Source organism: Mycobacterium sp. 3519A (assembly GCF_900240945.1).
GTDB lineage: Bacteria > Actinomycetota > Actinomycetes > Mycobacteriales > Mycobacteriaceae > Mycobacterium.
Window position 1 is genome coordinate 398,554 of sequence record NZ_OESG01000012.1, and the last position, 21,771, is coordinate 420,324.

A 21,771-nucleotide genomic window follows, 5' to 3' on the forward strand; every position below is an offset into this window, starting at 1 on the left:
CGGCAGGGGAGCTGCAGCACCGATCCTGACCGGCACAGGTGACGGGACGTCATCACCTCACTTGCGGGCGATGTAGTAGTTGTTGAACGGGTCGCTGTCGACCTGCGCGATGTCCACCTCGGCGAAGCCGGCGTCGGCCAGCATGGCGGTGGCCAACTCCTGGCCCCACACCGTGCCCAGCCCTGTCCCACCGGCCGATAACGAAACCGTCATGCAATGCATCGTCGACACCGTGTATAGCCAGGAAGCCCACGGAACCCGACGGTTCTGCGCAAGATCCGATGACGCCTTGATGTCGACCACCAGCAGATCACCACCGGCCCGCAGCTCACGATAAATATTCGCAAGCACCTTGTCAGGGTGGACCTGGTCATGAATCGCATCAAACACCACGATGGCGTCAAATGCCTCCGAAGCAGCCGGCACAGCGAGATCGCGCACATGAAACGTCGTGTTGGACAAGCCCAACGCATCCGCTTCCGCCCGCGCCGCGGCTATGGTCTCCTCGGAGAAGTCGTAACCGGTGAACCTACTCGCCGGAAACTCCCGGGCCATCACATTGATGGCATGTCCTTGACCGCAACCGAAATCGGCGACGTCGATACCCCCGCGCAGTCGTTGCGTCAGCCCGTTGACCAACGGCAGAATCGTACCGACCAGCGCAGCATCGAACACCTCACCGCTCGCTTCAGCGCGTACCGCGTGAAAGCGCGGAAACGCGTTGTACGACAAACCGCCTCCATTGCGAAAGCAGCCGACGATGCGCTGTTCGACCTCGCCGAGAAGGGCGATGTACTGGGTCATCTTGGCGACATTGTCGGTGCCGCCAGCCCGCGTCAACGCCGGTGCATGATCGGCTGGCAGATGATAGGTATGCGTCGTCGAGTCATAGTCAACGATCGACGCACAAACCATTCCGCCCAGCCATTCACGCACATAGCGCTCATCAAGTCCTGCAGCCGAGGCGATTTCAGCACTGGTAGCCGACGCAAGGTTGGCCATACAGTCGAACAGACCGGTCTGATGGCCGATGCTGAGCAGCAGCGCAACGGCCGCGTCGTTCAAAACGCCGAGCATCCGACGGCCAAACGCCTCGGCGTCAGTGGATTCAGTTTCGGAAAGCCGGTCTGTTGCAATCATATTGACGATGTTACGCGGATCGCCGACACCGATTAATGTCATGTGAGAAGCCACTCAATTCACATGCAAAGGCAATATTCGGGGCCTTCATGGCGTCCACCGCTGAGCCAGTATGTAGCGATGACGCAACCGATCCGGCAACGGGAACTTACATCGCGCAGTCGGAGCGCCGATGGCGTAGTGGCGAAATCGGCTGTCTTGTCGAAGCTTTCATGAAGCTAGGCGATCACTTTCGGTCCGCCAGCGCTCAGTGGACAGCTCAAAGCAAAAGGTCGCCTTAACGGACTAAATAGTCCGTTCATATGCCGCCACGGAGGATCGTGACCGGAAGGACGTCCTCGCGGCGCCCGGACGGAAACTCCAAAGGTGTTGCGGCGCTGGTGTTCTGAAGTGGAATCCGGTCTGCGCCGTCAGCCGCTGCTCGCAGGGGGAGTGGCAACCGCCATGCGGTCTGTCGCCATGCGCCGCGTAGGCATCAATATCACCAGGACCGCGCCGATCAAGGCGGGTGCAGCGAAGGCCGCGAACAGCACCTGCAGTCCTAACTCGGCGGACAGCAGCAGGCTGCCGTAAAGCGGGCCGATGATCGCGCCGAGCCTGCCGACAGACAACGCGGCACCGATAGCGGTGGCCCGGATCTGCACCGGGTACCGGCTGGCGATGAACACGTTGACGAGCGTTTGCGCGCCGACGGTTCCGATTCCCGCCACCACGACCGCCGCGTACAGCAACGGCGTCGGCAGCCGATAGCTGAGCACCGCGATCCCGACGACGGCGAGCAGGAACGATCCCGCGATGGCTGCCTTCGAGCCGACCCGATCCGCCACTCGGCCGACAAGCAACGGCCCCACGGCGGCGCCCATGTTGAGCACCATCAGAAACATCAACGCCGAGCCCAGCTCGTAGCCGGTGGAGCGCATGAGATGCGGCAACCAGGTAAAGATCCCGAACAGCACCAGCAGTGACGCGAACGCGATCATCCAGAACAACACGGTCATCAGGGCGCGTCCGCCGGTGAACAGAGCGACAAACCTGCCGGCCACCGCGGCCCCCGTGGATTGTGACGCCGGTCCGGCCTCGGGGGCGATGCCGAGCCGTGCGGCCCATCGTCGCGCTTCGGCCTCGCGCCCGGCGGCGCGCAGGTGGGCGAGGGACTCGGGCAGGAAGGCCACGGCCAGCGGCACGATCACCAGCGCGGCGAGGCCGCCCACCACGAACTCCATGCGGAACCCGAACGCCGGGACCAGCGTTGCACCTACCAGCGCTGCAGCCGCACCCCCGACGCCGATGCCGGCGAAGACCAATCCGGTATGCACATTGCGCTTGTGCGGCGAGGAGTACTCGAACACCAGCGCCGCGATCGACGGCACGACCCCGCCAACCCCGAACCCGACCAGCACCCGCCCGATCCCGAACGGAATCACGCCGGGCGCAATCGCACACAGGACCATGGCCAGCGAGAAGATGGTGACGCTGGCCACCACCAATCGCCGGCGACCGACGATGTCGGTGAGCAGCCCCACGACCATCGCCCCGACCAGCATCCCGACCGGCGTGAGACTGCCAAGCAGGCCGGCCTGTGGCACCGTCAGACCCCAGTCTGAGTCGGCGAGCATCATGGGCAGGACAGCGCCGTAGGAGACCACGTCGTAGCCGTCGGCCGTCATACATGCAAGGCAGATCCACAGCACGCTCGGTGGCATCCGGGTGTGCGCGGGCATCGCCGCGGTGCCTCTCATGCAGGCATGCCAGCCCGCGGTACCCAGACCACCGCGGCGGCTCGCATGCGTGCCATTCTCCCTCAACACCTTCAGCTTCACTTTTCGAGTGACGGGCGGCGCTATCGAGCATGGTCTAACGCAGGGTCTTGGCAAGGAAGTTGAAGACGGTCTGGTGCAACAGAAGCATCGCGCCCTCGTGGCAGTGTGCGCCCGCACCTTCGGCGCTGGACATGATGACGTGCTCGTGAGGCGCCTTCAACCCCGCGGCGACCTTCGAAGCCTGCCCGGCGAACACCGAGTCATCCTCGCCTTCTAGCAGCAGCACCGGTGTCTGGATGCTCGCGATGTCCTGATCGGTGAGTGTGTAGTCGCGGGTGCTGCGGACGTACTCGGCGAAATTCGCAACGCCGTTGACCCACATACCGTTCTGCAATCCCCAGCGCGCGTTGGTGTCGTCTTTGATCATCGCTTCGAACAAGGGCAGTGCTTCGTCGTCACGCCTCTCTTCGATCAGGTTCAAGATGTCGGCGGGGATCGGCGGATAGGAGGCGTAGAACGTCGTCATTCCGTCGTTGCACACAAGCGCCGCCGAGCGGTGATCGTGCGCCGCGTAGCGCGACACCAAATATCCGCCGAGGCTGTAGCCGAATTGAACGATTTTCGCGTCGTCGATCTCCGGGACGCTCAACGCATAGTCCACGACCGGGCCCAAAACGTTTTCCCAGTCAGGGCGGTAGGGCACTTTCTCCTCCCGGATCTTCCAGCCCTGCCCCGGCCCGTCGTAGGCGAGGAAGTTGTACCCGCGGCGCAACGCTGCGGCGCCGATGACGAAGTAGCCCTCCTCGCGGGTGGAGTCGAAGCCGTTGGTGTAGATGACCGTTGGGCGGGGGGTGCCGCTGTCGTCAACCAGGAAAAGATAGCCCGGCAGCGAGCCGCCTTCGAAGGGGATCTGCACCTCCGAGAACGGCCCGTCGAGCAATTCGGCAGCCTTGACGAGGTATTCCTTGGAGAGCCGGGACAATTCGAGGACCTGAGGATCATTGAGGGGATCTTTGCGGCGGTAGAACTCTGCGCAGCGGTAGTAGCTCGAGGCGCGGAAGAACGCCTCGCGGGCACTCACCGAGTCGCCCACGTCCAGCGAGTCATGGCCCCGCCGGGCCGTGCGTTCAGCGGTAGCCTTCCACGCCGCCGTCCACGCATCCTCGTCACCGTCGGGAATCCGGCTGGTGGTGACGATGACCTCGCCGATGTCCGCTCCGGCGTCGGCAGCGAACCCGGCCGCGCGCAGCGTCTCGAATTTGAACGCCTGGTCGTGGAAGATGAACTCCATCGTTGTATCCTTCCTCGGAATTCCATTGCGAGAAAACACTTCTGACGTGGGCATGCCATCGTGGTGTTCCAAGCATGGCAGTCCGCTCGATGCGAACACGTCCGCGTCGCGCCGCTCGTGGTCAGCAAAACCAAATGCGTTGACGCGGTGTGGAGGTGCAATACGACGCTGGACGCGGATGACGGTTTGGCCATGCACATCTATGGCGATTAGTGAACGCCCAACGTCGCGCGCCCCGACACAGTGTGGCGTCAGCACCTGAGATCCACGACCACAAGGAGGCGCTGACATGGCATCCTTGGCCAACAAAGTCGCAATCGTGACCGGCGGTGGGGCAGGCATCGGCAGGGCAACCGCCTTAGCGATGGCCAGCGCCGGCGCCTCGCTTGTCATCGGCAATCGCGGGGCCAAGCTCGGCGAAGAAGTCGTGCGGGCCATCGAGGAGGCCGGCGGGGTTGCGATCTATCAGATGACCGATGTGAGTAAGCCCGAGGACGTGAAGGCTCTGGTCGAGCGGGCTGTCAAGGAGTTCGGGCGGCTGGACCTGGCTTTCAACAACGCCGGGGCGGACGGCGAGCAGGTGCCCCTCCACGACCAAGACGTCGAAAAGGCGTCGTTGCTGTTCGACGTGAACATCAAGGGCGTCTTCTATTGCATGAAGTACGAGATCGGGGAAATGCTCAGGACGGGCCGCGGCTCGATTGTGAACACCTCGTCAATCTTCGGGCTCAACGGCTACCCCGGTTGGTCGTTGTATTCGGCCACAAAGCACGCGGTCACCGGCATGACCAAATCGGCGGCCCTGGACTACGCCCAGCTAGGCATCCGGGTCAATGCAGTGGGCCCGGGTCCGGTGGATACTGCGCTGCTGGCAAGGGGAACCGGAGGCGATCCGCATAGCTTCGCTTCATTCGTCCCGATGGGACGGATTGGCCAGCCCGAAGAGATCGCTGATTCTGTCGTCTGGCTGCTGTCCGACGAGGCCAGATACGTCACCGGACACACGGTTCCGGTCGATGGAGGCGTCTGCGCGCAGTGAGGTGAGAAGCTGGGTCCGCAATCCAGAGCTGGGCGATCACGAAAATGATTGCGCAGAAGGGGATTATCACAGCAGTTGGCAGAACACCAGACACGGGTAGCTCGCGCAGTACCTGTATCACCAGTGCCTTCCAGACGTCCACAACGCCTGTCACTCTGGCTGAGTTGGCGGCCCACGCCGCCACAGAGAAGACGGAGACCAATGGCGAACAACCAATTCACCACTCACACAAAGCTATTCGATCTGAGTGGGAAGTACGCTCTTGTCACTGGGGGTACCAGGGGCATCGGGATGATGATCGCGCGCGGCCTTCTCCAGGCGGGCGCCCACGTCGTCATAAGCTCACGCAAGGCGGACGCGTGCGCCGAGGCGCAGCATCTGCTGTCCGAATTCGGCAGCGTCGAAGCAATCCCCGCCGACCTGTCCAGGCACGACGAGTGTCAGCGGCTCGCTGATCTCGTGACGGTAGACTCGGGTCGCCTGGACATCCTCGTCAACAACGCGGGAGCGATGTGGCGCGAGCCGCTGGCGACATTCCCGGACGAGGCCTGGGACGCAGTGCTCGACCTCAACCTCAAGTCGCCGTTCTGGCTGGTGCAGGCGCTGCTCCCAGCACTGCGCAGGGCGGGTACCGCCGATGATCCCGCACGGATCATCAACGTCGGCAGTATCGCCGCCATCCACGTCGCGCAGTCACCCAACTACTCGTACGCCAGCAGCAAAGCGGCGCTCCACCAACTCACCAGGGTGCTGGCCAGAGAGCTGGGCCCACAGCACGTCACGGTGAACGCGGTGGCACCTGGACCGTTCCCGTCGCAGATGATGGCGTCGACGCTCGATGCCATCGGTGACACGATCGTGGCGGCGGCCCCGCTGCGCCGGCTCGGCCGCGACGACGACATGGCGGGTACCGCCGTGTTCCTTGCCAGCCGTGCTGGGTCCTACCTCACGGGCACCGTCATCCCGGTAGACGGCGGCATCGCGACGACCGCGTCGGGTACCTAGGCGTGGGGGCACCCGCAGTGCCTCCCTGGAACCCCGCGACGGGCTTACGGTTGGGGGATGGCCCCGGTGGATCTGCGCTCCGACATCCGCGAGTTTCTCAGCTCACGTCGCGCCCGCATTGCCCCCGAGCAGGCGGGGCTGCCCGCGTACGGCGGCAATCGTCGGGTCAAAGGTCTGCGTCGCGAGGAGGTCGCACTCCTGGCGGGGGTTTCAGTGGACTACTACGTGCGCATGGAACGCGGCAGCCTCGCTGGTGCCTCCGACGGCGTCCTCAACGCGTTGGCCTCTGCCTTGCAGCTCGACGAAGCCGAGCGCGATCACCTGTTCCACCTCGCTCGCCAATCCGGGTCGGGCGGCGGCCCACGCCGGCGCAGGCGTGCCGTGACGGTGCGGTCGACATTGCGGCAGGTGCTCGACGCCATCTCTGATGCACCGGCCTGGATCTGTAGCGGACGTTATGACGTGCTTGCCGCGAATCAACTTGCCCGCGCGCTGTTTTCACCAGTGCTGGCCGACCCGCGACGGCCCGCGAACGCGGCGCGGTTCGTCTATCTCGCCCCCGAGGCGGCCAGAGAATTCTTCGTCGACTACGACCAGATCGCCGCTGACATGGCCGCCAAGCTACGCATGGAAGCCGGCCGCAATCCGCATGACGAGGAGCTGATCACCCTGGTCGGCGAACTGTCAACCTGCAGTGAGCTATTCCGGCAGCGATGGGCATCTCAGGACGTGCGGCTGCACCGGTCCGGCCGCAAGCGACTGCACCATCCGATCGTCGGCCAGCTCGACTTGGACGTCGAGTCCCTGGAACTGCCCGCGGAACCCGGCCTGCACCTCACCGTCTATACCGCGCCCGCGGGCACGCCGACCGCTGACGGTCTAGCGCTCCTGGCGTCGTGGGCCGCCGGCCAGCCCGGACTCAGTCCAGGATCGCCCGCGCCGCGCGCTCGGCGATGAGCATGACTGGCGCGTTGGTGTTGCCAGAAGTGATGGTGGGCATCGCGGAAGCATCAGCCACTCGAAGGCCGGCGACGCGGTACACGCGGAAGTCGGTGTCGAGCACTGTGGAGGGCGACTGCGGCAAGCCGTGTGCGTCAAAGGCACCCATCGCACAGGTGCCCACCGGGTGGAAGATGGTGGTGCCCAGTTCACTAGCGGCCTGCTGCAGGTCGTCGTCGCTGACCAGTTGCGGGCCGGGAAGCATCTCTTCCGGGGAGTATCGAGCCAACGCCGGGGACGACATGATCTGCCGCGTCATCCGCAGACCGCGCACGGCGATCTTGCGATCCGCGTCGGTGGACAGATAATTGCAGAAGATCTTCGGGCTGGTCAGCGGATTCGCGTCGGCAATGCGCACATGGCCACGCGAGGTCGGGCGGAGATTGCACACCGACGGAGTGATGGCCCCGAAGGGGTGTAGAGGTTCGCCGAACTTCGGCAGAGACAACGGCTGGACATGCCACTCCAGATCCGGGCTGGCCAGTGCGGGGTCGCTCTTGGCGAACGCTCCCAGTGTGGACGGTGGCATGGTCATGGGTCCTGATCGCAGCAGCAGGTACTGAATTCCCATGCCCGCGCGGGTGATCCAATTCCGGTAGAGCGTGTTGACGGTGCGCGCGCCGCGGATGCGGTAGACGGTTCGAAGCTGTAGATGGTCCTGAAGGTTGTCACCCACACCTGGCAGATCGACGGCCACCGGCACCTGATGCTGGGTGAGCAGCCCGGCCGGACCCAAACCCGAGACCTGCATCAGATGAGGCGAGCCGATGGCTCCGGCACTCAGGATGACTTCACGGCGGGCCCGAACGTCGACGATTTGGCCGTCCTTGAGCAGCCGCACCCCAGTGGCGCGGTGCTGCGCCGTGGTCCACGCACCGCGACGTTGACCGTCGCGGACGTGGTCGTCCATCAGCAGCTGTAGCGCCTGGGCTTGGGTGTAGACGGTGAGATTGGGTCGATGGGAGATGGGGTGGAGGAACGCATCGGCCATCGACCAGCGTCGGCCACGCCGTTGAGTGACATGGAAGTAGGCACTGCCGGAGTTGTCGCCGCGGTTGAACTCCTCGATCGCGGCGATGCCGAATTCGGCAGCGGCGGCCTGCCAGGCGTCCAGAATCTTCCAGCGCACCCGCGGCCGCTCGACCCTGATCTCGCCACCGGCGCCGTGCCATTCGTCGGCTCCGCCGAAGTAGTCTTCCAGCTCCTTGTAGATGGCCAACGTCTGGCCGGTGCGGTCTGGGCTGCCCCAGAGCCACCGCTCGTCACCGGTCGCTTGCGCCCACAGTTCGTAATCGCTTGCCTGCCCGCGCATGTGGATCATGGCGTTGATCGATGAGCATCCGCCGATGACGCGGCCCCGCGCGTAGATGATGCTGCGCCCGGCCAGACCCGGGTCGGGCTCAGTGGTGAAGCACCAGTCGGTGCGGGGATTGGCGATTGTGAACAGATAGCCGACTGGCACCTTGATCCAGAACCAGTTGTCTTTGCCGCCGGCCTCGACCAAGAGCACACGGTGGTCAGGGTTGGCGCTGAGCCGATTGGCGAGCAGACAGCCCGCGCTGCCCGCGCCAACGATGATGAAGTCGAATTCGGCCACAGGGCTCAATTCCGGCACCGTTCCTCCATAGCCGTTGGATGCGCGTCACCAGTGTGCGCGATGACGGACCGCCGCGCAGGCTCCGATGTCAAGTGACCGACGCTAAGGGACAGTCGCGGGACCCGGCCTACTCGGCCTGAGGGGACCGTCGTCGACGCGTCTCACGTGCTGAGTGGGATCAAATCCGCTGCCACACCGAAGACGAGGACCACCAAGTAGAGATAGAAAGCCTCATCCAATGCGGTGGCTGCGCGTCCACGGGGAATCGTTGGCATCCCAGCGTCTTTGCAGCGGTGGATAGATTGCGGTCTGGTCATGGGGTAGGTCATTCTTCAGTTGGCGCGTGCCATCGTCGGTGAGCACTTCGCTGCGACCAGCTTCGAGAGCATCAAGGGTTTGCTCGACCACTGATGCTGGCGAAATCTTGGGTTCGTTGACGTCAGCGGCCATGTCGGTGTCGATGAAGCCGGCATGCACGCCAACGACCGCGATGCCTTTGCTGCGGAGTTCAATCCGCAGCGCGTTGGTCAGCACCCATTCGGCCGACTTGGAGGCGCAGTAGGTGCCATTGAAGGGGTTGGCGAAGAAGCTTGCTATCGATAGCACATTGACCAGTGCACCCTGATGGGCAGCGAGACTGGGGGCGAAGGCGCGTGACATCAACAGGGTGCCGAAGTAGTTGGTTTCCATCTCGGCGCGAGCGCCGTCGATGTCGGGGGTTGTGGTGAACGTTGTTCCGCGCATCAGGCCGGCATTGTTGATGAGCAGCGAGGTGTCACGGCACGCCCGTACCGCGGCGTCGATGTCGACGGCCTTGGTGATGTCGAGGCCGACGGGCACGACGCGCGGGTCGTAGACGTCGATGCCGTCCGGTCGACGCGCCGCGGCGTATACCTTGTCCGCGCCTCGGGCCAGCAGGGCGCGGACGAACGCTTGGCCGAGTCCGCGGTTGGCGCCGGTGACCATGGCGGTCGTTCCGGCGATGGGCCGGGGCATTGCAGTGCTCATGGCGAGGTTCTCTTCCTGTCGGGATATGACGACGCGTCCCGCGGCGAGGAGGGGAGCGTCTGAACGTACACGGTGGCGCGCTATTTGGATATTGTCAATATCGTTGTGCGGCACTGTTTTTCGACGGGAACAACTTCTCGGTGGGCCGATGCCCGATGGGTATTGGAAGCCGACCAAAAGGGTCTTGGACAGCCACGGCGTCGTTGGGACAGCCTGGTGACCAGACACCAAGGGAAAGGTCGCGGGATGAAAGTCTTCGTCACCGGAGGATCCGGATACATCGGCAAGTCGTTGATCGCCGAACTTGTCAGACAGGGGCACGCTGTGTCTGCGCTTGCTCGTGCTGACGCGTCATCGGAGTTCGTCGCGGGATTGGGCGCATCCCCGGTACGCGGCGGGCTGACTGATCTGGACGTCCTCAACCACGCCGCCGCTGACGCCGAGGCGGTGATTCACCTCGCCCAAGCCTCCACCGGGGCCGAGGACCTCGCCGCAGCCGAAGCGATGCTCGACGGGATCGGAGGGGGAACCTACGTCCACACCGGCGGCACCTGGGTTTACGGTGACACCAGCGGTGTGGTCGACGAGACGGCGCCGTGGAATCCGCCGACGTTGGTCGCGTGGCGCAAGCCAGTCGAGGAGGCCGTGCTAGGCAGGGCAGCCGAGGGTGGGCGTCCGGTGATCGTTCAGCCGGGTCTCGTCTATGGCGGTGACAACCGACTCATCGATGTCTTCTTCACCGCCCCAGGCCGAGAATCGCGGAGCGTCAAGTACATCGGCGATGGCACCAACCACTGGGCGTTGGTCCACATCGACGATCTGGCCACCTTGTATGTCGCGGCACTGGACGCCAAGAGCGGATCGGTCTACATCGGCGTCGGGGGAGTCAATCCCACGGCCAAGGAGGTCGCGACGGCGGTGAGTCACGGCGCCGGAATGGAGGGACGGATCGAGTCGCTGACTCTGGATGAGGCCCGCCAGCAGATGGGACCCATCGCCGAGGCGTTCGCCCTGGATCAGCAACTGACCCCGGCACGGGCACGCGACGAGCTGGGGTGGGTACCGACCTACCTCGACCCCTTGAGCATCCTCGCCGCGGGGTGATCGGCACAACTGTGAACCCGCACGGAGGGGACTAACCCGTGCCCGCGCGACGTTAGTCGGCACGTCGCGGCCGCGAGGCTACCCACGAGCAAGGAGGAATGCGTGCTGGTCGACCGGTGGATCGACGTTCATGCCCACTTTTCGCCCCCGCTGTCGGAGCAGGCGCGCGACACCGTGCTTGACGCCATGCAGCGGGCGCACTGGCGCATCGACCAGGCGCCCACCTGGCGCATGGACGACATTTTGGCCTACATGGACCGCACCGGCATTCAGATGCAAATGTTGAGCAACATCCCCAAATCACTGGAGGCGTTACGCGACTCCAACGACTTCGGGGCCGAGGTGGTGCGCACCCACCCTGACCGATTTGGGTTGTTGGCGGCGTTGCCCACCGATGACCCAGACGCCGCGCTGGCCGAGATCGACCGCGCCACAACGCAGCTGAGTGCCGACGGGTTCGCGGTGACGTGCAACTACAACGGAGTGCTGCTCAGCGACGCGTCGCTGGACCCGGTATGGGCCGAGTTGGATCGCCGACAGGCAGTCGTGTTCGCTCACCCCGACGCCTACACCCCGGGCGCTCAAGGCAGACCCGCACCGGTGCTGGAGGTGGCTTTCGAAACCACCCGCACCTTCACCGACATGTTGTACGTGCGCCTCTTTCAACGGTTCCCCCGCATTCGCTTCATCGTCGCGCATTGCGGGGCGGCCCTGCCCGCGCTGTCGGGGCGGTTGCGGCTCCTGGGTTTGGCGTCGTGGGTCCCCAATCCGCACGGCCTGACTGCCGAGGAACTCGCCGACGCGCTGCGGCGGCTACACCTCGACACGGCCGCAACCTGTCCGACGTCGTTGGCCGCAGCGATGGCCATGACCACCCCTGACAAGCTGGTCTACGGCTCGGACTGCGGGGTGCCATGTAGTTCGGAAGCCAGCATGAACCGAAACCTGCAGGCACTGCTGGACTTCGACGGGCTCACGACCCAGGAGAAGGCCGCAATCGGCACGGCCGCACTGCAACTGTTTCCCAATGCTGCAGCGCGCCTGAGTTGAGGCGGACGACATCTGAGCGGCGCGCATCGTCTGTTTCTGCTGAGCAATGTCGCTCATGCGACCGACGCCAGATATGCGCTGAATTCTGTTGCAGATAGCGATAATTGAGCTTGGTCGCGGCAGCAAAGCAGGAGGTTTCGGTGAGCCCATGCGTTTGTCAAGTCGACGGAGCGCAGGACTTGATGCGACCGCCAGGCAGCGGCTAGGGCCGGGACGACCGCTATTCCGACACCTGCTGCGACCGCGGCACAGATCGCCTCGGTGGTGGGTAGATACGCGCGGTAGCGCGGGCGAAGCCCGAGGGGCTGGGTTTGGCCACTCAAGTGTTCCTGCAACGGATTCCCCTTGGAATATCCCAGGAACGGGTAATCCAGACACTCACTGAACGCCACCTGGTCACGCTCGGCGAGAGCATGGTCGGCGGGCACGATCACGACCAGGTGGTCCGGACGCAGCGTGGTGCAATCCAGCCGGCCCGTGTCCACGGTGTCGGCGATGATTCCGAGCTCGGCGCGCCCGTGGGTGACCGCCGCGACGATTTCGTGGCTCGGGCATTCCCGCAACTCGACGTCGATGTCGGGGTGGGTGGCCAGAAAGTCGGCCAACCCCGTCGGCACCAGTGTCTGGGTAGCCGAGGTGTTCGCCAGCACCACCAACGTGGACTGCAGCCCGTCGGAGCAGCGGGCCAACTCGGCGCGCATGCGGGCCAACTGACCGACGATGGCTCGGGCGTGTGCGACCAGCAACCACCCGGTCGGGGACGGCACCACGCCCCGCCGGTGGCGGACCAGCAGCTTGGCCCCGAGTGCCTTCTCCATGGCTGCGACCCTCGCGCTGGCCGACGCCAACGACAGATGCGCGCGCTCGGCTCCCTGAGTGATACTGCCCTGGTCGACTACCTGCAGGAACAGTTCCAAATCGGTGAGGTCGTAGGCCATACAGTCACGGTACTCAAGCTCCCACACAAACATCAGCCTTCGGCCTAGCCGAATGCTGACTCACAAGATGCCGCATTGTGCACCCGGCTGCGGACGCCCACGCTGGTGTTGATGCCGGATACCGGCCGGCAGTCATGACGGGAAGGTACTGAATGACAACGCACGCTGATCTGACCGAGGTCTTCGATCAACGGATCGTCCCGGACTGGGCACTGGGCGAGTGGGCGGATCGACTTCTCGAACAAGCCGGCGTCGGGGTCACCATCGTGGACCGGCACGGCACGGTGATGTACTACAACAAATGGGCGGCCGAGCACTTGGACCGCGAGCCCGGTTATCTCGGCCACACGGTGCACGAACGGCATCACCGCAGGATCACCAACGTGCGCTTCGACGCGATGCTCAAACTGTTCGTCGACGGCCGCGTCGAGCCGGTGATGTACGTGGCCAGGCCGTACGGGAAGACCACCATCCTGGTGATTGTTTCCCCGATCCGTATCGACGGCGAGCTGGTCGGCCTATCGCAGCTCGTGTTGCTCAAAGATGAAGTGCAGGAACTGTTTGCACGTTTCGACGCCACGGGCCGTGAGTCGTTCGAGCGCGACATGCTGCCCGACGGCTATTCGGGCGCGCGATGACACGCATCCGGCCCCTCGAAATCGACGAGGTGGACGCCAAGACCGCCGCAGCGATCAAAACGGGAGAACTGACCAGGGGAGGCTTTCCCAACAACTTCGTCAAAGTGATGGCTCACTGCCCGCGCTTCGTGCAGCTGGAGATCGAGTACGCCAACTCCTTCATGTTTGATCCAGTCACTTACGTCGGTGGCGTTCAGACCGCGGGCTTCAACGACCGGTTCCTCAAGGAATTAGTCATCTCGCGAACATCGCTGTTGAACCGTTCGCACTACTCGGTGAGGCACCAGTCTCTTGTCGCAACCGCCCTGTTCAATGACGCGGGGCGGGGCGAAGAGGGACACCGAAAACTTCTGTACCTCCACGAGCACGAGAACCACCCGGACGTGTACACCGCGCGCGAACGAGTTGTCCTTGACTACACCGTCACGGTCAGCCGAGACGCGCACACAGTCACCGACCAAGACTTCGCCGATCTGCGCAAGGTACTCGAGGCACATAATCGCACGGACGCGCGACTCAACGAACTCGACGACGCCGCGATGGCTCGCCACGTCGATAGTCAGGTCGTCGAATTGACCTGGCTGATTGGACATCTCTGCCTGTTGAACCGATGGTTCACGGCCCTGCAGGTTCCCGATGAAACCGAGTTCGTGACGCTTTACGAGCGGACGGTGCCCAATGACATCAGGGAACGCAACGCGCGAATCCTTACCAATGGCATCTAAGGGAATGAGTCGAAATGGTCAGTGTGTCAGCGGTTCTGGGAATCGCGGCGGTAGCGTTCGGGATAGTTCTCATACCCGGACCGAACATGTTCTACCTGGCATCGCGCTCGATCAGCCAGGGCCGCGGCGCGGGACTGATCTCGCTAGCGGGAGTCGCGGTGGGCTTCGGAGTGTACCTGGTGGCCGCGGTGGCCGGACTCGCGACGATCTTTGCGGTGGTCCCGGTGGCGTACACGCTACTGAAAGTGGCCGGTGGCGTTTACCTGCTCTACCTGGCATGGCAAGCGCTACGCCCGGGCGGAAGCTCCCCGTTCTCCCCGCAGCACCTGAATCCGGCCTCGCGGCGCCGACTGTTCAGCATGGGACTCGTGACCAACCTCCTGAATCCCAAAATCGCAGTGCTCTACGTGTCCCTGCTCCCGCAGTTCGTGCAGCCGGGCCACGGCTCGGTGGCGTTGCAAAGCCTGATACTGGGCGGGGTGCAGATCAGCATCGCGCTGGTAGTCAATGGGGCAATCGTATGGAGCGCGTCGGGGTTGTCGGTGTATCTGGCGGCCAGACCCCGATGGATGGCGCTGCTGCGGCGAACCATGGGCACGGTGCTCGCAGGCTTCGCGGTGAAACTGTTCCTAGGCCCCTCAGGGCCAGCTGCCACGGGCTGAGCCACCCTTCGACCCCTCGGCTTTCCACAGAACGGTCAGCAACATGCCACTAGTCCACATTCACGTCATCGAAACTCGCCGCACACCAGCACAACTCAAGCAGCTGGCGGATACCGTCCAGCAGGTGATGCGCGAGCACTTCGGCGCACCCGACCGCGACCGCTATCAAATCATCACCGAGCACAAGCCGGGTCAGATAATCGCCGAGGACACCGGACTCGGATTCCAGCGGACTGATGACATCGTCATCTTGCAGATCTTTCAGCAGGGTCGAACACGCGACGACAAGCAAGCGGCGTACCGGGCATTAGCGGACCGTCTTCGGGATCAAACCGGGCTAGAACCATCGGATTTGATCGTCTCCGTTATCGAAACCGCGCGTGAGGATTGGTCCTTCGGTGACGGCATCGCGCAGTTCGTCGAAGGTCGACTGTAGGTTCGCGCTCCACCAGTGCACACCCTCCGGTAGGTCGATCCGAACGCGGCCAGCCGCGTAGGGGGACGGCGAGCGGAGGTTGGGGAGAGGTGTGTCCGTTGGGCCCGTCTGGCCGATCACCTGCGGGAGCGGTTGCGGGTCAGTGCGGTGCGATAGCGTCACAGAACTGAAATCGCCTAAAGCACACCAGCCTTCGGTATACGCGAAGGATGACTCGCAGAATGACGCATTGTGCGTTCGGCTGTGCGCGGCCATGCTTGGGTAGGGCCGGATATTGGTCGGCAGGCATGATGCTGGAAGGTGTTGAATGACAACGAATGATGGTTCTGGGCAGCCTTTTCGGTCAAGTGATCGTCGCGGGCCTGGCACAGTTGGTGTCGTTCAACGATTAAGTGCAGGAACAGTGCTCGCGCCTTAACGCTTCGGGTAGCGAGGTGTTCGAACGCGAGATGTTATCCAACGGCCCATCCGGTCGTGCCCGTCGATCAAACTTGGAGTGTCAACAGATGTCGCGAATGATTCCGCCGGCTGAGGACGACGTCCCCGCCGCCTCCCGTCCCGGATTGGACAGCGCCGCTGACCAACTGGGTTTCGTGCCGAATATGCATCGGGGGCTAGCGGCCGCCCCTAAAGCTTTCAACGCCTGGCTGGGTTTGAGGAAGGCGATGAGCACCGCGCTGGATGCCGCGACCCGCCAAGGTATCGCACACGCTATCGACGAAGTCAATGGTTGCCGCTACTGCGATGCTATGCACACCTGGGTATCTGAGCAGATGACGCGCCTCGATGATGGCGAGATCGCCCGCAACCGCAACGGATCCTCGAGTGACACACGGCGTGCGGCAGCGCTGGCCTTTGCCCGCGAGGTCGCACTCACCCGCGGAAACGTGGATGACAGCGCGCTGGACGCGGTGCGGGGCGCAGGCTTCACCGACGGCCAAATCCTCGACATCGTCGCCGTGGTCGTGCTGTCCACGATGAGCAACTACTTCAACAACGTCATGGAAACCGATGTCGACGCGTTCCCTACAGGGGCATTCAATCCGCCGCGAAGCACGGCTTGCGCTGACCCGAGCACCGAAACATCCGGGTGAACAGGCGGGTGGGGTGATGACCAATCACCCCACCCGGCGCAAACCTGATGCTGTGGGTGGATTCAGGGGCGTGCAAAATTCGGCTCGAAGCACCGCGGTGCGGGCAGAAAGGTAAGGATCATGATTTGGAACGCACTACTGGCGAAGGCGGTTTCAACAGTGGCGACCGGGGCGGTGGGTGTCGCCGCCTATGACGGGTTACGCAGGGCAGTCAAGGCAGCGCCGACGCACGAGGCCGCGGTCACCACGACGGCCTGGAGCTTGCGCGGGATCCGTAAGGCCGAGGAGGGCGCCGAGCGTGCGCGGTTGGCCATTGGTGACGTAGTCGCCGAAGCCCGCGGACGCCTCGGTGAAGAGGCATCGCCGCCGGCGGCGGACGCCGAACACAATCACGACCACTGAGTCATCGATGTCGAGGGTTGTTTCGAATGCGGGTGGGCGCCTCCGGGTATACAGCGCTGCCCTGCACCATGATTCGCGGCGGGCTATTGCGATCGAGGATGCGGTCGCCATGATCGCCGGTGTGCGGGCGGTGCACGCCTACCCCCGCACGGCCTCGGTCGTAGTGTGGTATTCGCCGGTGCGCGGCGACGCTGCCACGATACTAACGACGATCGACACCACGGCTTCCGCTCAGCTGAGCGCCGCGACGCCTGGCCGACTGCCCCGCTCGGCTGACGTGCGCAACGGCGAAGTCCTACGAATGGCGGTGGGTGGGGTGGCGCTCGTGCTGCTGGGGCTGCGGCGCTACGTATTTGCGCGGCCACCCTTGTTGGGCCCGAAGAGTCGGCTCTTCGTCACCGGAGCCACAATCATCACTGGGTATCCGTTTCTTCGCCGCGCGCTTGCTTCGCTGCGCGGTGGCCGCTCATCAGGGACCGATGTGTTGGTGTCCGCGGCGACGATTGCCAGCCTCGTCCTTCGCGAGAACGTGGTGGCGTTAACCGTCTTATGGTTGCTCAACATCGGTGAGTACCTGCAACAACTCACGCTTCGGCGGACTCGCCGCGCGATCGCCGATCTCCTTGCGGGCAACCAAGATACCGTCTGGCTTCAACTCGACGACGGCACCGAGGTCCAGGTCGCCGTCGATACAGTGTCGATCGGTGATGTTGTGGTCATCCACGAGCACGTGGCCGTCCCAGTCGACGGTGAAGTGATCGCGGGAGATGCGATCGTTGATCAGGCGGCGATCACCGGAGAGACGCTCCCGACCACTGTCGCCGTCGGCGCTCTCGTCCACGCGGGTTCGGTGGTGCTTCGTGGCCGGATCGCAGTCCGCGCCAAGGCTGTTGGCGCGCAGACGGTGATCGGGCGTGTCATCGCCCGGGTCGAGGAAGCGCAACGCGACCGGGCTCCCATCCAAACTATCGGTGAAAACTTTTCACGTCGCTTCGTACCCGCATCGTTCCTGTTGTCGGCCATCACATTCGCGGTGACACGCGATGTTCGGCGGGCAATGACCATGTTGTTGGTGGCTTGTCCGTGCGCAGTTGGGTTAGCCACCCCCACTGCGATCAGCGCTGCTATCGGCAACGGCGCGCGGCGCGGCATTCTCATCAAGGGTGGTTCACACCTCGAACGAGCGGGATATGTGGACGCGGTCGTGTTCGACAAGACGGGCACGCTGACCGTCGGCCGACCCGTCGTTACCAATGTCGTTGCATTGCACAAGGAGTGGCAGCCCGAAGAAGTGCTTGCCTACGCGGCAAGCACGGAAATTCACTCGCGCCATCCGCTGGCCGAGGCGGTGATCCGGTCTACCGAAGAGCGTCAGCTCGCGATACCTTCGCACGAGGAGTGCGAAGTGATCATCGGATTGGGAATGCGCATGAGGGCCGATGGACGCACGCTGCTATTGGGTAGTCCCGCCCTGTTGCGTAGCGAGAAGGTGCGCGTCACCAAGAAGGCATCCGACTGGGTCACCCGGCTACAGGGCCGGGCCGAGACGCCCCTGCTGCTGGCGGTCGACGGCATGCTCGTCGGGCTGATCAGCTTGCGTGACGAAGCGCGGCCTGAGGCCGGTCCGATCATCAAGATGTTGCGCGACAACGGTGTCCGGCGTGTCGTGATGTTGACCGGGGATCATCCCGACACCGCCCGGGCGATCGCTGACGAGCTGGACATCACCGAATGGCGCGCAGAAGTGCTACCCGAGGACAAGCTCGAGGTGGTGCAGCAGCTACGCGCAGAAGGTCATGTGGTAGCCATGGTTGGCGACGGTGTCAACGACGCGCCTGCGCTGGCCGCCGCGGACATCGGCATCGCGATGGGCATGGCGGGTACCGACGTCGCGGTCGAAACCGCTGATGTCGCTTTGGCCGGCGATGATCTGCACCGGCTGCTCGACGTGCGCACCCTGGGCGCCCGTGCGGTGACAGTGATACGACAGAACTACGCGATGTCGATCGCGGTAAACGCTCTCGGCCTCTTGATCGGGGCGGGTGGCGCGCTGTCCCCAGTCCTCGCCGCGGTACTGCACAACGCTTCATCGGTGGCAGTCGTCGCGAACAGCTCACGGCTGATCCGCTTCGAGATTGCAGAGAGTGGCAATGAGTAACCGAGCACGCGCCACGATGGTTGAGAAAAAGCTGTCGTTACGACGCGTCGTCCGCTCATGCGCACTGATCGCGGCCGCGTCGGTATGGCCGTTGACAGCGTGCGGTTCCGGCCAGGCCGGCGTATCGCCGTCGAGTCCGACCGGCTCCGCTGCCGCAGGCATCGACAGCGCACCACCATGCCCCACAGTCCCCGTTGCGGTGGTGGTCAGCGTCGACCAGTGGGGCGATATCGCATCACAGCTTGGAGGTCAATGCGCAACGGTCAAGACCGTGCTGGCCAGCTCTTCGGTCGACCCGCACGACTATGAGCCGTCACCCGCCGATGCGGCCTCGTTCACCGGCGCGAGATTGGTCGTCGTCAACGGTGCCGGCTACGACCATTGGGCCGCCGATTTGGCCACCACGTCAGCGCCATCGGCACCCGTGGTCAACGCGGCTGAGGTCACCAAGGCATCCGACGGTGCCAACCCCCACCTGTGGTACAGCCCCTCGGCCGTCACCTCGGTCGCCGACGCGGTCACCATCGAACTGCGCAAGATCGACCCCTCTGCTGCAACCTATTTCAGCGACCGGCGGGCGGCGTTCAGCCTCGCGTTGCAGCCCTACACCAGGCTGATCGCCAAGATCAAAGCGAGTTCGACGGGCAAGTCGTATGCCGCCACTGAAGGGGTCTTCGACTATCAGGCCGCCGCATTGGGATTGGTCAACAAGACACCGTCGGGATACCGGCAGGCGGCGGCGAACGAATCAGACCCGTCCCCGGCGGATCTGCAGGCCTTCCGTACTGCGCTGGCTAGTCGGCAGATCGACGTCCTGATCTGCAACACGCAGACCGAGGGGGCAATCCCCGACCAAATACGCACGGCGGCCGAACAGTCCGGCGTACCGGTCGTCGACATCACCGAAACGGTGCCGCCGGATCAGACCAGCTTTGTGGGTTGGCAAGACAAGCAGTTGACCGCTTTGGGGGAGGCCCTCGGTGTCGCTCTCTGAAAACAATGCACAGTGCGCTGCGCTGTCGTTCAAAAATGTCAGCGCTATGCGGTCAGGGCGAGTGCTCTGGACGCAGGCAACCTTCGATGTTCCGGCAGGCGGCATCGTCGCCGTGATCGGTGCCAACGGATCCGGGAAAACAACTCTGCTTCAGATGATCCTTGGACTGCGTCCGTTGGCGACCGGGACGCTGGAGGTGTTCGGAGGCAAGCCCGGTGAAGACAACAACCGTGTGGGCTATGTTCCGCAGGACTATGCGGCAACGGCGGGCGAAGCCGTTCGTGCCTGCGACGCGGTGCTTCTCGGTCTGACTGGGCGCAGTTGGTCCGCGCGTCGCGCCACCCCGGCTCAACGGCGCCGCGCTGCCGATACATTGGCCGCCGTTGACGCGCACCAGTTCGCCCGAAAACGACTGTCCACGTTGTCGGGCGGGCAGCGTCAACGGGTGGCTATTGCCGAGGCTCTGGTCGCCGGGCCTCAATTGCTGATCCTGGACGAACCGCTGGCGTCTCTGGACTTGCGTAGCCAGCGTGAGCTAATGCTGCTGCTCGCGCGATTACACCGTGACCTCAACATGACCGTCGTCGTCGTGACCCATGATCTCAACCCCTTCCTGCCCATTTTGGGCAGCGTGATTTATCTGCTCGGCGGCCACGCGCACTACGCGCCCATCGCCGACGTCGTCGATGACAACCTGCTAACCGATCTCTACGGCACCCCGATCTGCATCGCACATACGCCCCATGGGCATCCCTACATGAGCAGCGCGCTGTGACAACGCGTTTCGCGACAATCGGCTACCAGGAGAATTGGTGGAGCATATTGACCTCGCCATTCATGCGCAACGCCGTGGTCGGCGGCACGATCGTCGCCCTTGCCGCCGGCCTGATCGGCTACTTCATCATCGTCCGACGGACAGCCTTCGCCGCCCACGCGTTGGCCCACATTGGGCTGCCCGGCGCCACCGGTGCCGTCCTGCTTGGCCTGCCCGCTGTGCTCGGTCTCGGCGTGTTCTGTGTCGGCGGGGCTCTCGTGATCGGCGTACTGGGAAAGCGCGCTTCCGAACGTGACGTAGTCACCGGAACAATCCTGGCCTTCGCTACTGGACTCGGCTTGTTCTTCAACTCACTGGCCACGAAAAGCTCCAGCACCATCACCAACGTCTTGTTCGGCAACCTCTTGGCGATCTCGTCTGAACAGCTCGCTACCTTTACGGCACTGCTGTTGGTCCTTGCGTTGACCATCGGGCTGATGTACCGGCAGTTGTTGTACACCTCGATCAACGCCCCGGTGGCCGAAGCCAAAGGGTTACCACTTCGAATGCTCTCAGTAGTCTTCATGGTGCTGTTGGCACTGGCGGTGACCATGGCGGTGCAAGCGGTCGGCACCCTGTTGTTGTTCGCACTCGTTGTCACTCCCGCCGCGACCGCGATCGCCCTCACGCCGCGGCCGGTTGTCGCGATGGCGATCTCCACCGGCCTGAGTCTGGTGAGCGTGTGCATCGGCCTGGGGGCGTCAGCGATGTTCAACCTGCCACCCAGTTTCCTCATCGTCACCATCGTCACCGTGATCTGGCTGGCAGTATGGGCAACCGCCAGTCGGGTCCATGCGACCGCGCATCCCCATCACACCGCAGACACCGAAGCCGTTGAATCCGAGAGGGTCTCGTGAACGCTGCCACGCAATTGTTCTTCGGCGAAGCCTAAGCGCGAGGCCTGATCAAGCGACCCA

The 21,771-nt window shown here is 63.9% G+C and carries 21 protein-coding genes; 15 read left to right on the plus strand and 6 right to left on the minus strand.

The annotated features are described in order from the left end of the window. Positions 1-57 precede the first annotated feature (57 nt). The 3 genes from C1A30_RS04150 to C1A30_RS04160 form a co-directional block, all read right to left on the minus strand. Complete coding sequence (locus C1A30_RS04150) at positions 58-1,140, minus strand: methyltransferase domain-containing protein (protein ID WP_101947622.1); 1,083 nt, start codon at positions 1,138-1,140, stop codon at positions 58-60. 410 nt (positions 1,141-1,550) lie between these two features. After that, the gene (locus tag C1A30_RS04155; RefSeq protein WP_142392546.1) at positions 1,551-2,879 is read right to left on the minus strand and encodes an MFS transporter; all 1,329 of its coding nucleotides are present in this window, start codon (positions 2,877-2,879) and stop codon (positions 1,551-1,553) included. A gap of 115 nt (positions 2,880-2,994) precedes the next feature. Then, positions 2,995-4,449: a S9 family peptidase gene (locus C1A30_RS04160; RefSeq protein ID WP_235009640.1), complete on the minus strand. Its 1,455-nt coding sequence runs from the start codon at positions 4,447-4,449 to the stop codon at positions 2,995-2,997. Positions 4,450-4,480: 31 nt separating this feature from the next. Between C1A30_RS04160 and C1A30_RS04165 the strand changes: the two genes are divergently transcribed. From C1A30_RS04165 to C1A30_RS04175, 3 genes are all read left to right on the plus strand, one after another. Next, on the plus strand, positions 4,481-5,230 hold the full coding sequence (locus C1A30_RS04165; protein WP_101946988.1) for a glucose 1-dehydrogenase: 750 nt from the start codon (positions 4,481-4,483) through the stop codon (positions 5,228-5,230). 201 nt (positions 5,231-5,431) lie between these two features. Next, positions 5,432-6,235 (plus strand): SDR family oxidoreductase, encoded by an 804-nt coding sequence (locus C1A30_RS04170; RefSeq protein ID WP_101946989.1) that lies wholly within the window; start codon positions 5,432-5,434, stop codon positions 6,233-6,235. A gap of 57 nt (positions 6,236-6,292) precedes the next feature. Next, positions 6,293-7,192, plus strand: a complete 900-nt coding sequence (locus C1A30_RS04175; RefSeq protein ID WP_101946990.1) for a helix-turn-helix transcriptional regulator — start codon at positions 6,293-6,295, stop codon at positions 7,190-7,192. Here C1A30_RS04175 and C1A30_RS04180 read toward each other — a convergent pair. Together C1A30_RS04180 and C1A30_RS04185 are read right to left on the minus strand one after the other, a co-directional pair. Further along, positions 7,155-8,840 carry a GMC family oxidoreductase gene (locus tag C1A30_RS04180; RefSeq protein ID WP_200828190.1) on the minus strand — a complete coding sequence of 562 codons (1,686 nt, stop codon included), beginning with the start codon at positions 8,838-8,840 and terminating at the stop codon, positions 7,155-7,157. The two genes, C1A30_RS04175 and C1A30_RS04180, sit on opposite strands and share 38 nt — an antisense overlap. A gap of 222 nt (positions 8,841-9,062) precedes the next feature. Further along, a complete protein-coding gene (locus C1A30_RS04185; protein WP_235009641.1) occupies positions 9,063-9,953 on the minus strand; it encodes an SDR family oxidoreductase in 891 nt (296 codons plus the stop codon). Between the two features lie 132 nt (positions 9,954-10,085). Here C1A30_RS04185 and C1A30_RS04190 point away from each other — a divergent pair, with 132 nt between their 5' ends. Beyond that, entirely contained in the window at positions 10,086-10,943 is an 858-nt protein-coding gene (locus tag C1A30_RS04190) for an NAD-dependent epimerase/dehydratase family protein (protein ID WP_101946992.1), read from the plus strand. 102 nt (positions 10,944-11,045) lie between these two features. Then, a complete protein-coding gene (locus tag C1A30_RS04195) occupies positions 11,046-11,993 on the plus strand; it encodes an amidohydrolase family protein (RefSeq protein ID WP_235009642.1) in 948 nt (315 codons plus the stop codon). Between the two features lie 53 nt (positions 11,994-12,046). Here the strand turns inward: C1A30_RS04195 and C1A30_RS04200 are convergent, their stop codons facing one another. Continuing rightward, positions 12,047-12,931 carry a LysR substrate-binding domain-containing protein gene (locus C1A30_RS04200; RefSeq protein ID WP_160112685.1) on the minus strand — a complete coding sequence of 295 codons (885 nt, stop codon included), beginning with the start codon at positions 12,929-12,931 and terminating at the stop codon, positions 12,047-12,049. A 152-nt stretch (positions 12,932-13,083) separates the two neighbouring features. Here C1A30_RS04200 and C1A30_RS04205 point away from each other — a divergent pair, with 152 nt between their 5' ends. The 10 genes from C1A30_RS04205 to C1A30_RS04250 all read left to right on the plus strand — a co-directional run bounded on the left by C1A30_RS04205 (position 13,084) and on the right by C1A30_RS04250 (position 21,711). After that, entirely contained in the window at positions 13,084-13,569 is a 486-nt protein-coding gene (locus C1A30_RS04205) for a PAS domain-containing protein (protein WP_101946994.1), read from the plus strand. Then, positions 13,566-14,294 carry a carboxymuconolactone decarboxylase family protein gene (locus C1A30_RS04210; protein ID WP_101946995.1) on the plus strand — a complete coding sequence of 243 codons (729 nt, stop codon included), beginning with the start codon at positions 13,566-13,568 and terminating at the stop codon, positions 14,292-14,294. The genes C1A30_RS04205 and C1A30_RS04210 overlap by 4 nt, the downstream gene beginning before the upstream one ends. 14 nt (positions 14,295-14,308) lie before the next feature. Further along, a complete protein-coding gene (locus C1A30_RS04215) occupies positions 14,309-14,956 on the plus strand; it encodes a LysE family translocator (RefSeq protein ID WP_101946996.1) in 648 nt (215 codons plus the stop codon). Positions 14,957-14,999: 43 nt separating this feature from the next. Further along, positions 15,000-15,392: a tautomerase family protein gene (locus C1A30_RS04220; protein WP_101946997.1), complete on the plus strand. Its 393-nt coding sequence runs from the start codon at positions 15,000-15,002 to the stop codon at positions 15,390-15,392. A 506-nt stretch (positions 15,393-15,898) separates the two neighbouring features. Next, entirely contained in the window at positions 15,899-16,486 is a 588-nt protein-coding gene (locus C1A30_RS04225) for a carboxymuconolactone decarboxylase family protein (protein WP_160112686.1), read from the plus strand. A 120-nt stretch (positions 16,487-16,606) separates the two neighbouring features. Next, positions 16,607-16,888 carry a DUF1490 family protein gene (locus tag C1A30_RS04230; RefSeq protein WP_101946999.1) on the plus strand — a complete coding sequence of 94 codons (282 nt, stop codon included), beginning with the start codon at positions 16,607-16,609 and terminating at the stop codon, positions 16,886-16,888. 7 nt (positions 16,889-16,895) lie between these two features. Continuing rightward, positions 16,896-19,046, plus strand: a complete 2,151-nt coding sequence (locus tag C1A30_RS04235) for a cation-translocating P-type ATPase (protein WP_101947000.1) — start codon at positions 16,896-16,898, stop codon at positions 19,044-19,046. Positions 19,047-19,248: 202 nt separating this feature from the next. Further along, positions 19,249-20,040, plus strand: a complete 792-nt coding sequence (locus C1A30_RS04240; protein WP_200828191.1) for a metal ABC transporter solute-binding protein, Zn/Mn family — start codon at positions 19,249-19,251, stop codon at positions 20,038-20,040. After that, positions 20,027-20,815 (plus strand): metal ABC transporter ATP-binding protein, encoded by a 789-nt coding sequence (locus C1A30_RS04245; protein ID WP_200828154.1) that lies wholly within the window; start codon positions 20,027-20,029, stop codon positions 20,813-20,815. Before C1A30_RS04240 ends, C1A30_RS04245 begins: the two co-directional genes overlap by 14 nt. Beyond that, positions 20,812-21,711 (plus strand): metal ABC transporter permease, encoded by a 900-nt coding sequence (locus tag C1A30_RS04250; protein WP_369974092.1) that lies wholly within the window; start codon positions 20,812-20,814, stop codon positions 21,709-21,711. Before C1A30_RS04245 ends, C1A30_RS04250 begins: the two co-directional genes overlap by 4 nt. The last annotated feature ends 60 nt before the right edge of the window (positions 21,712-21,771 follow it).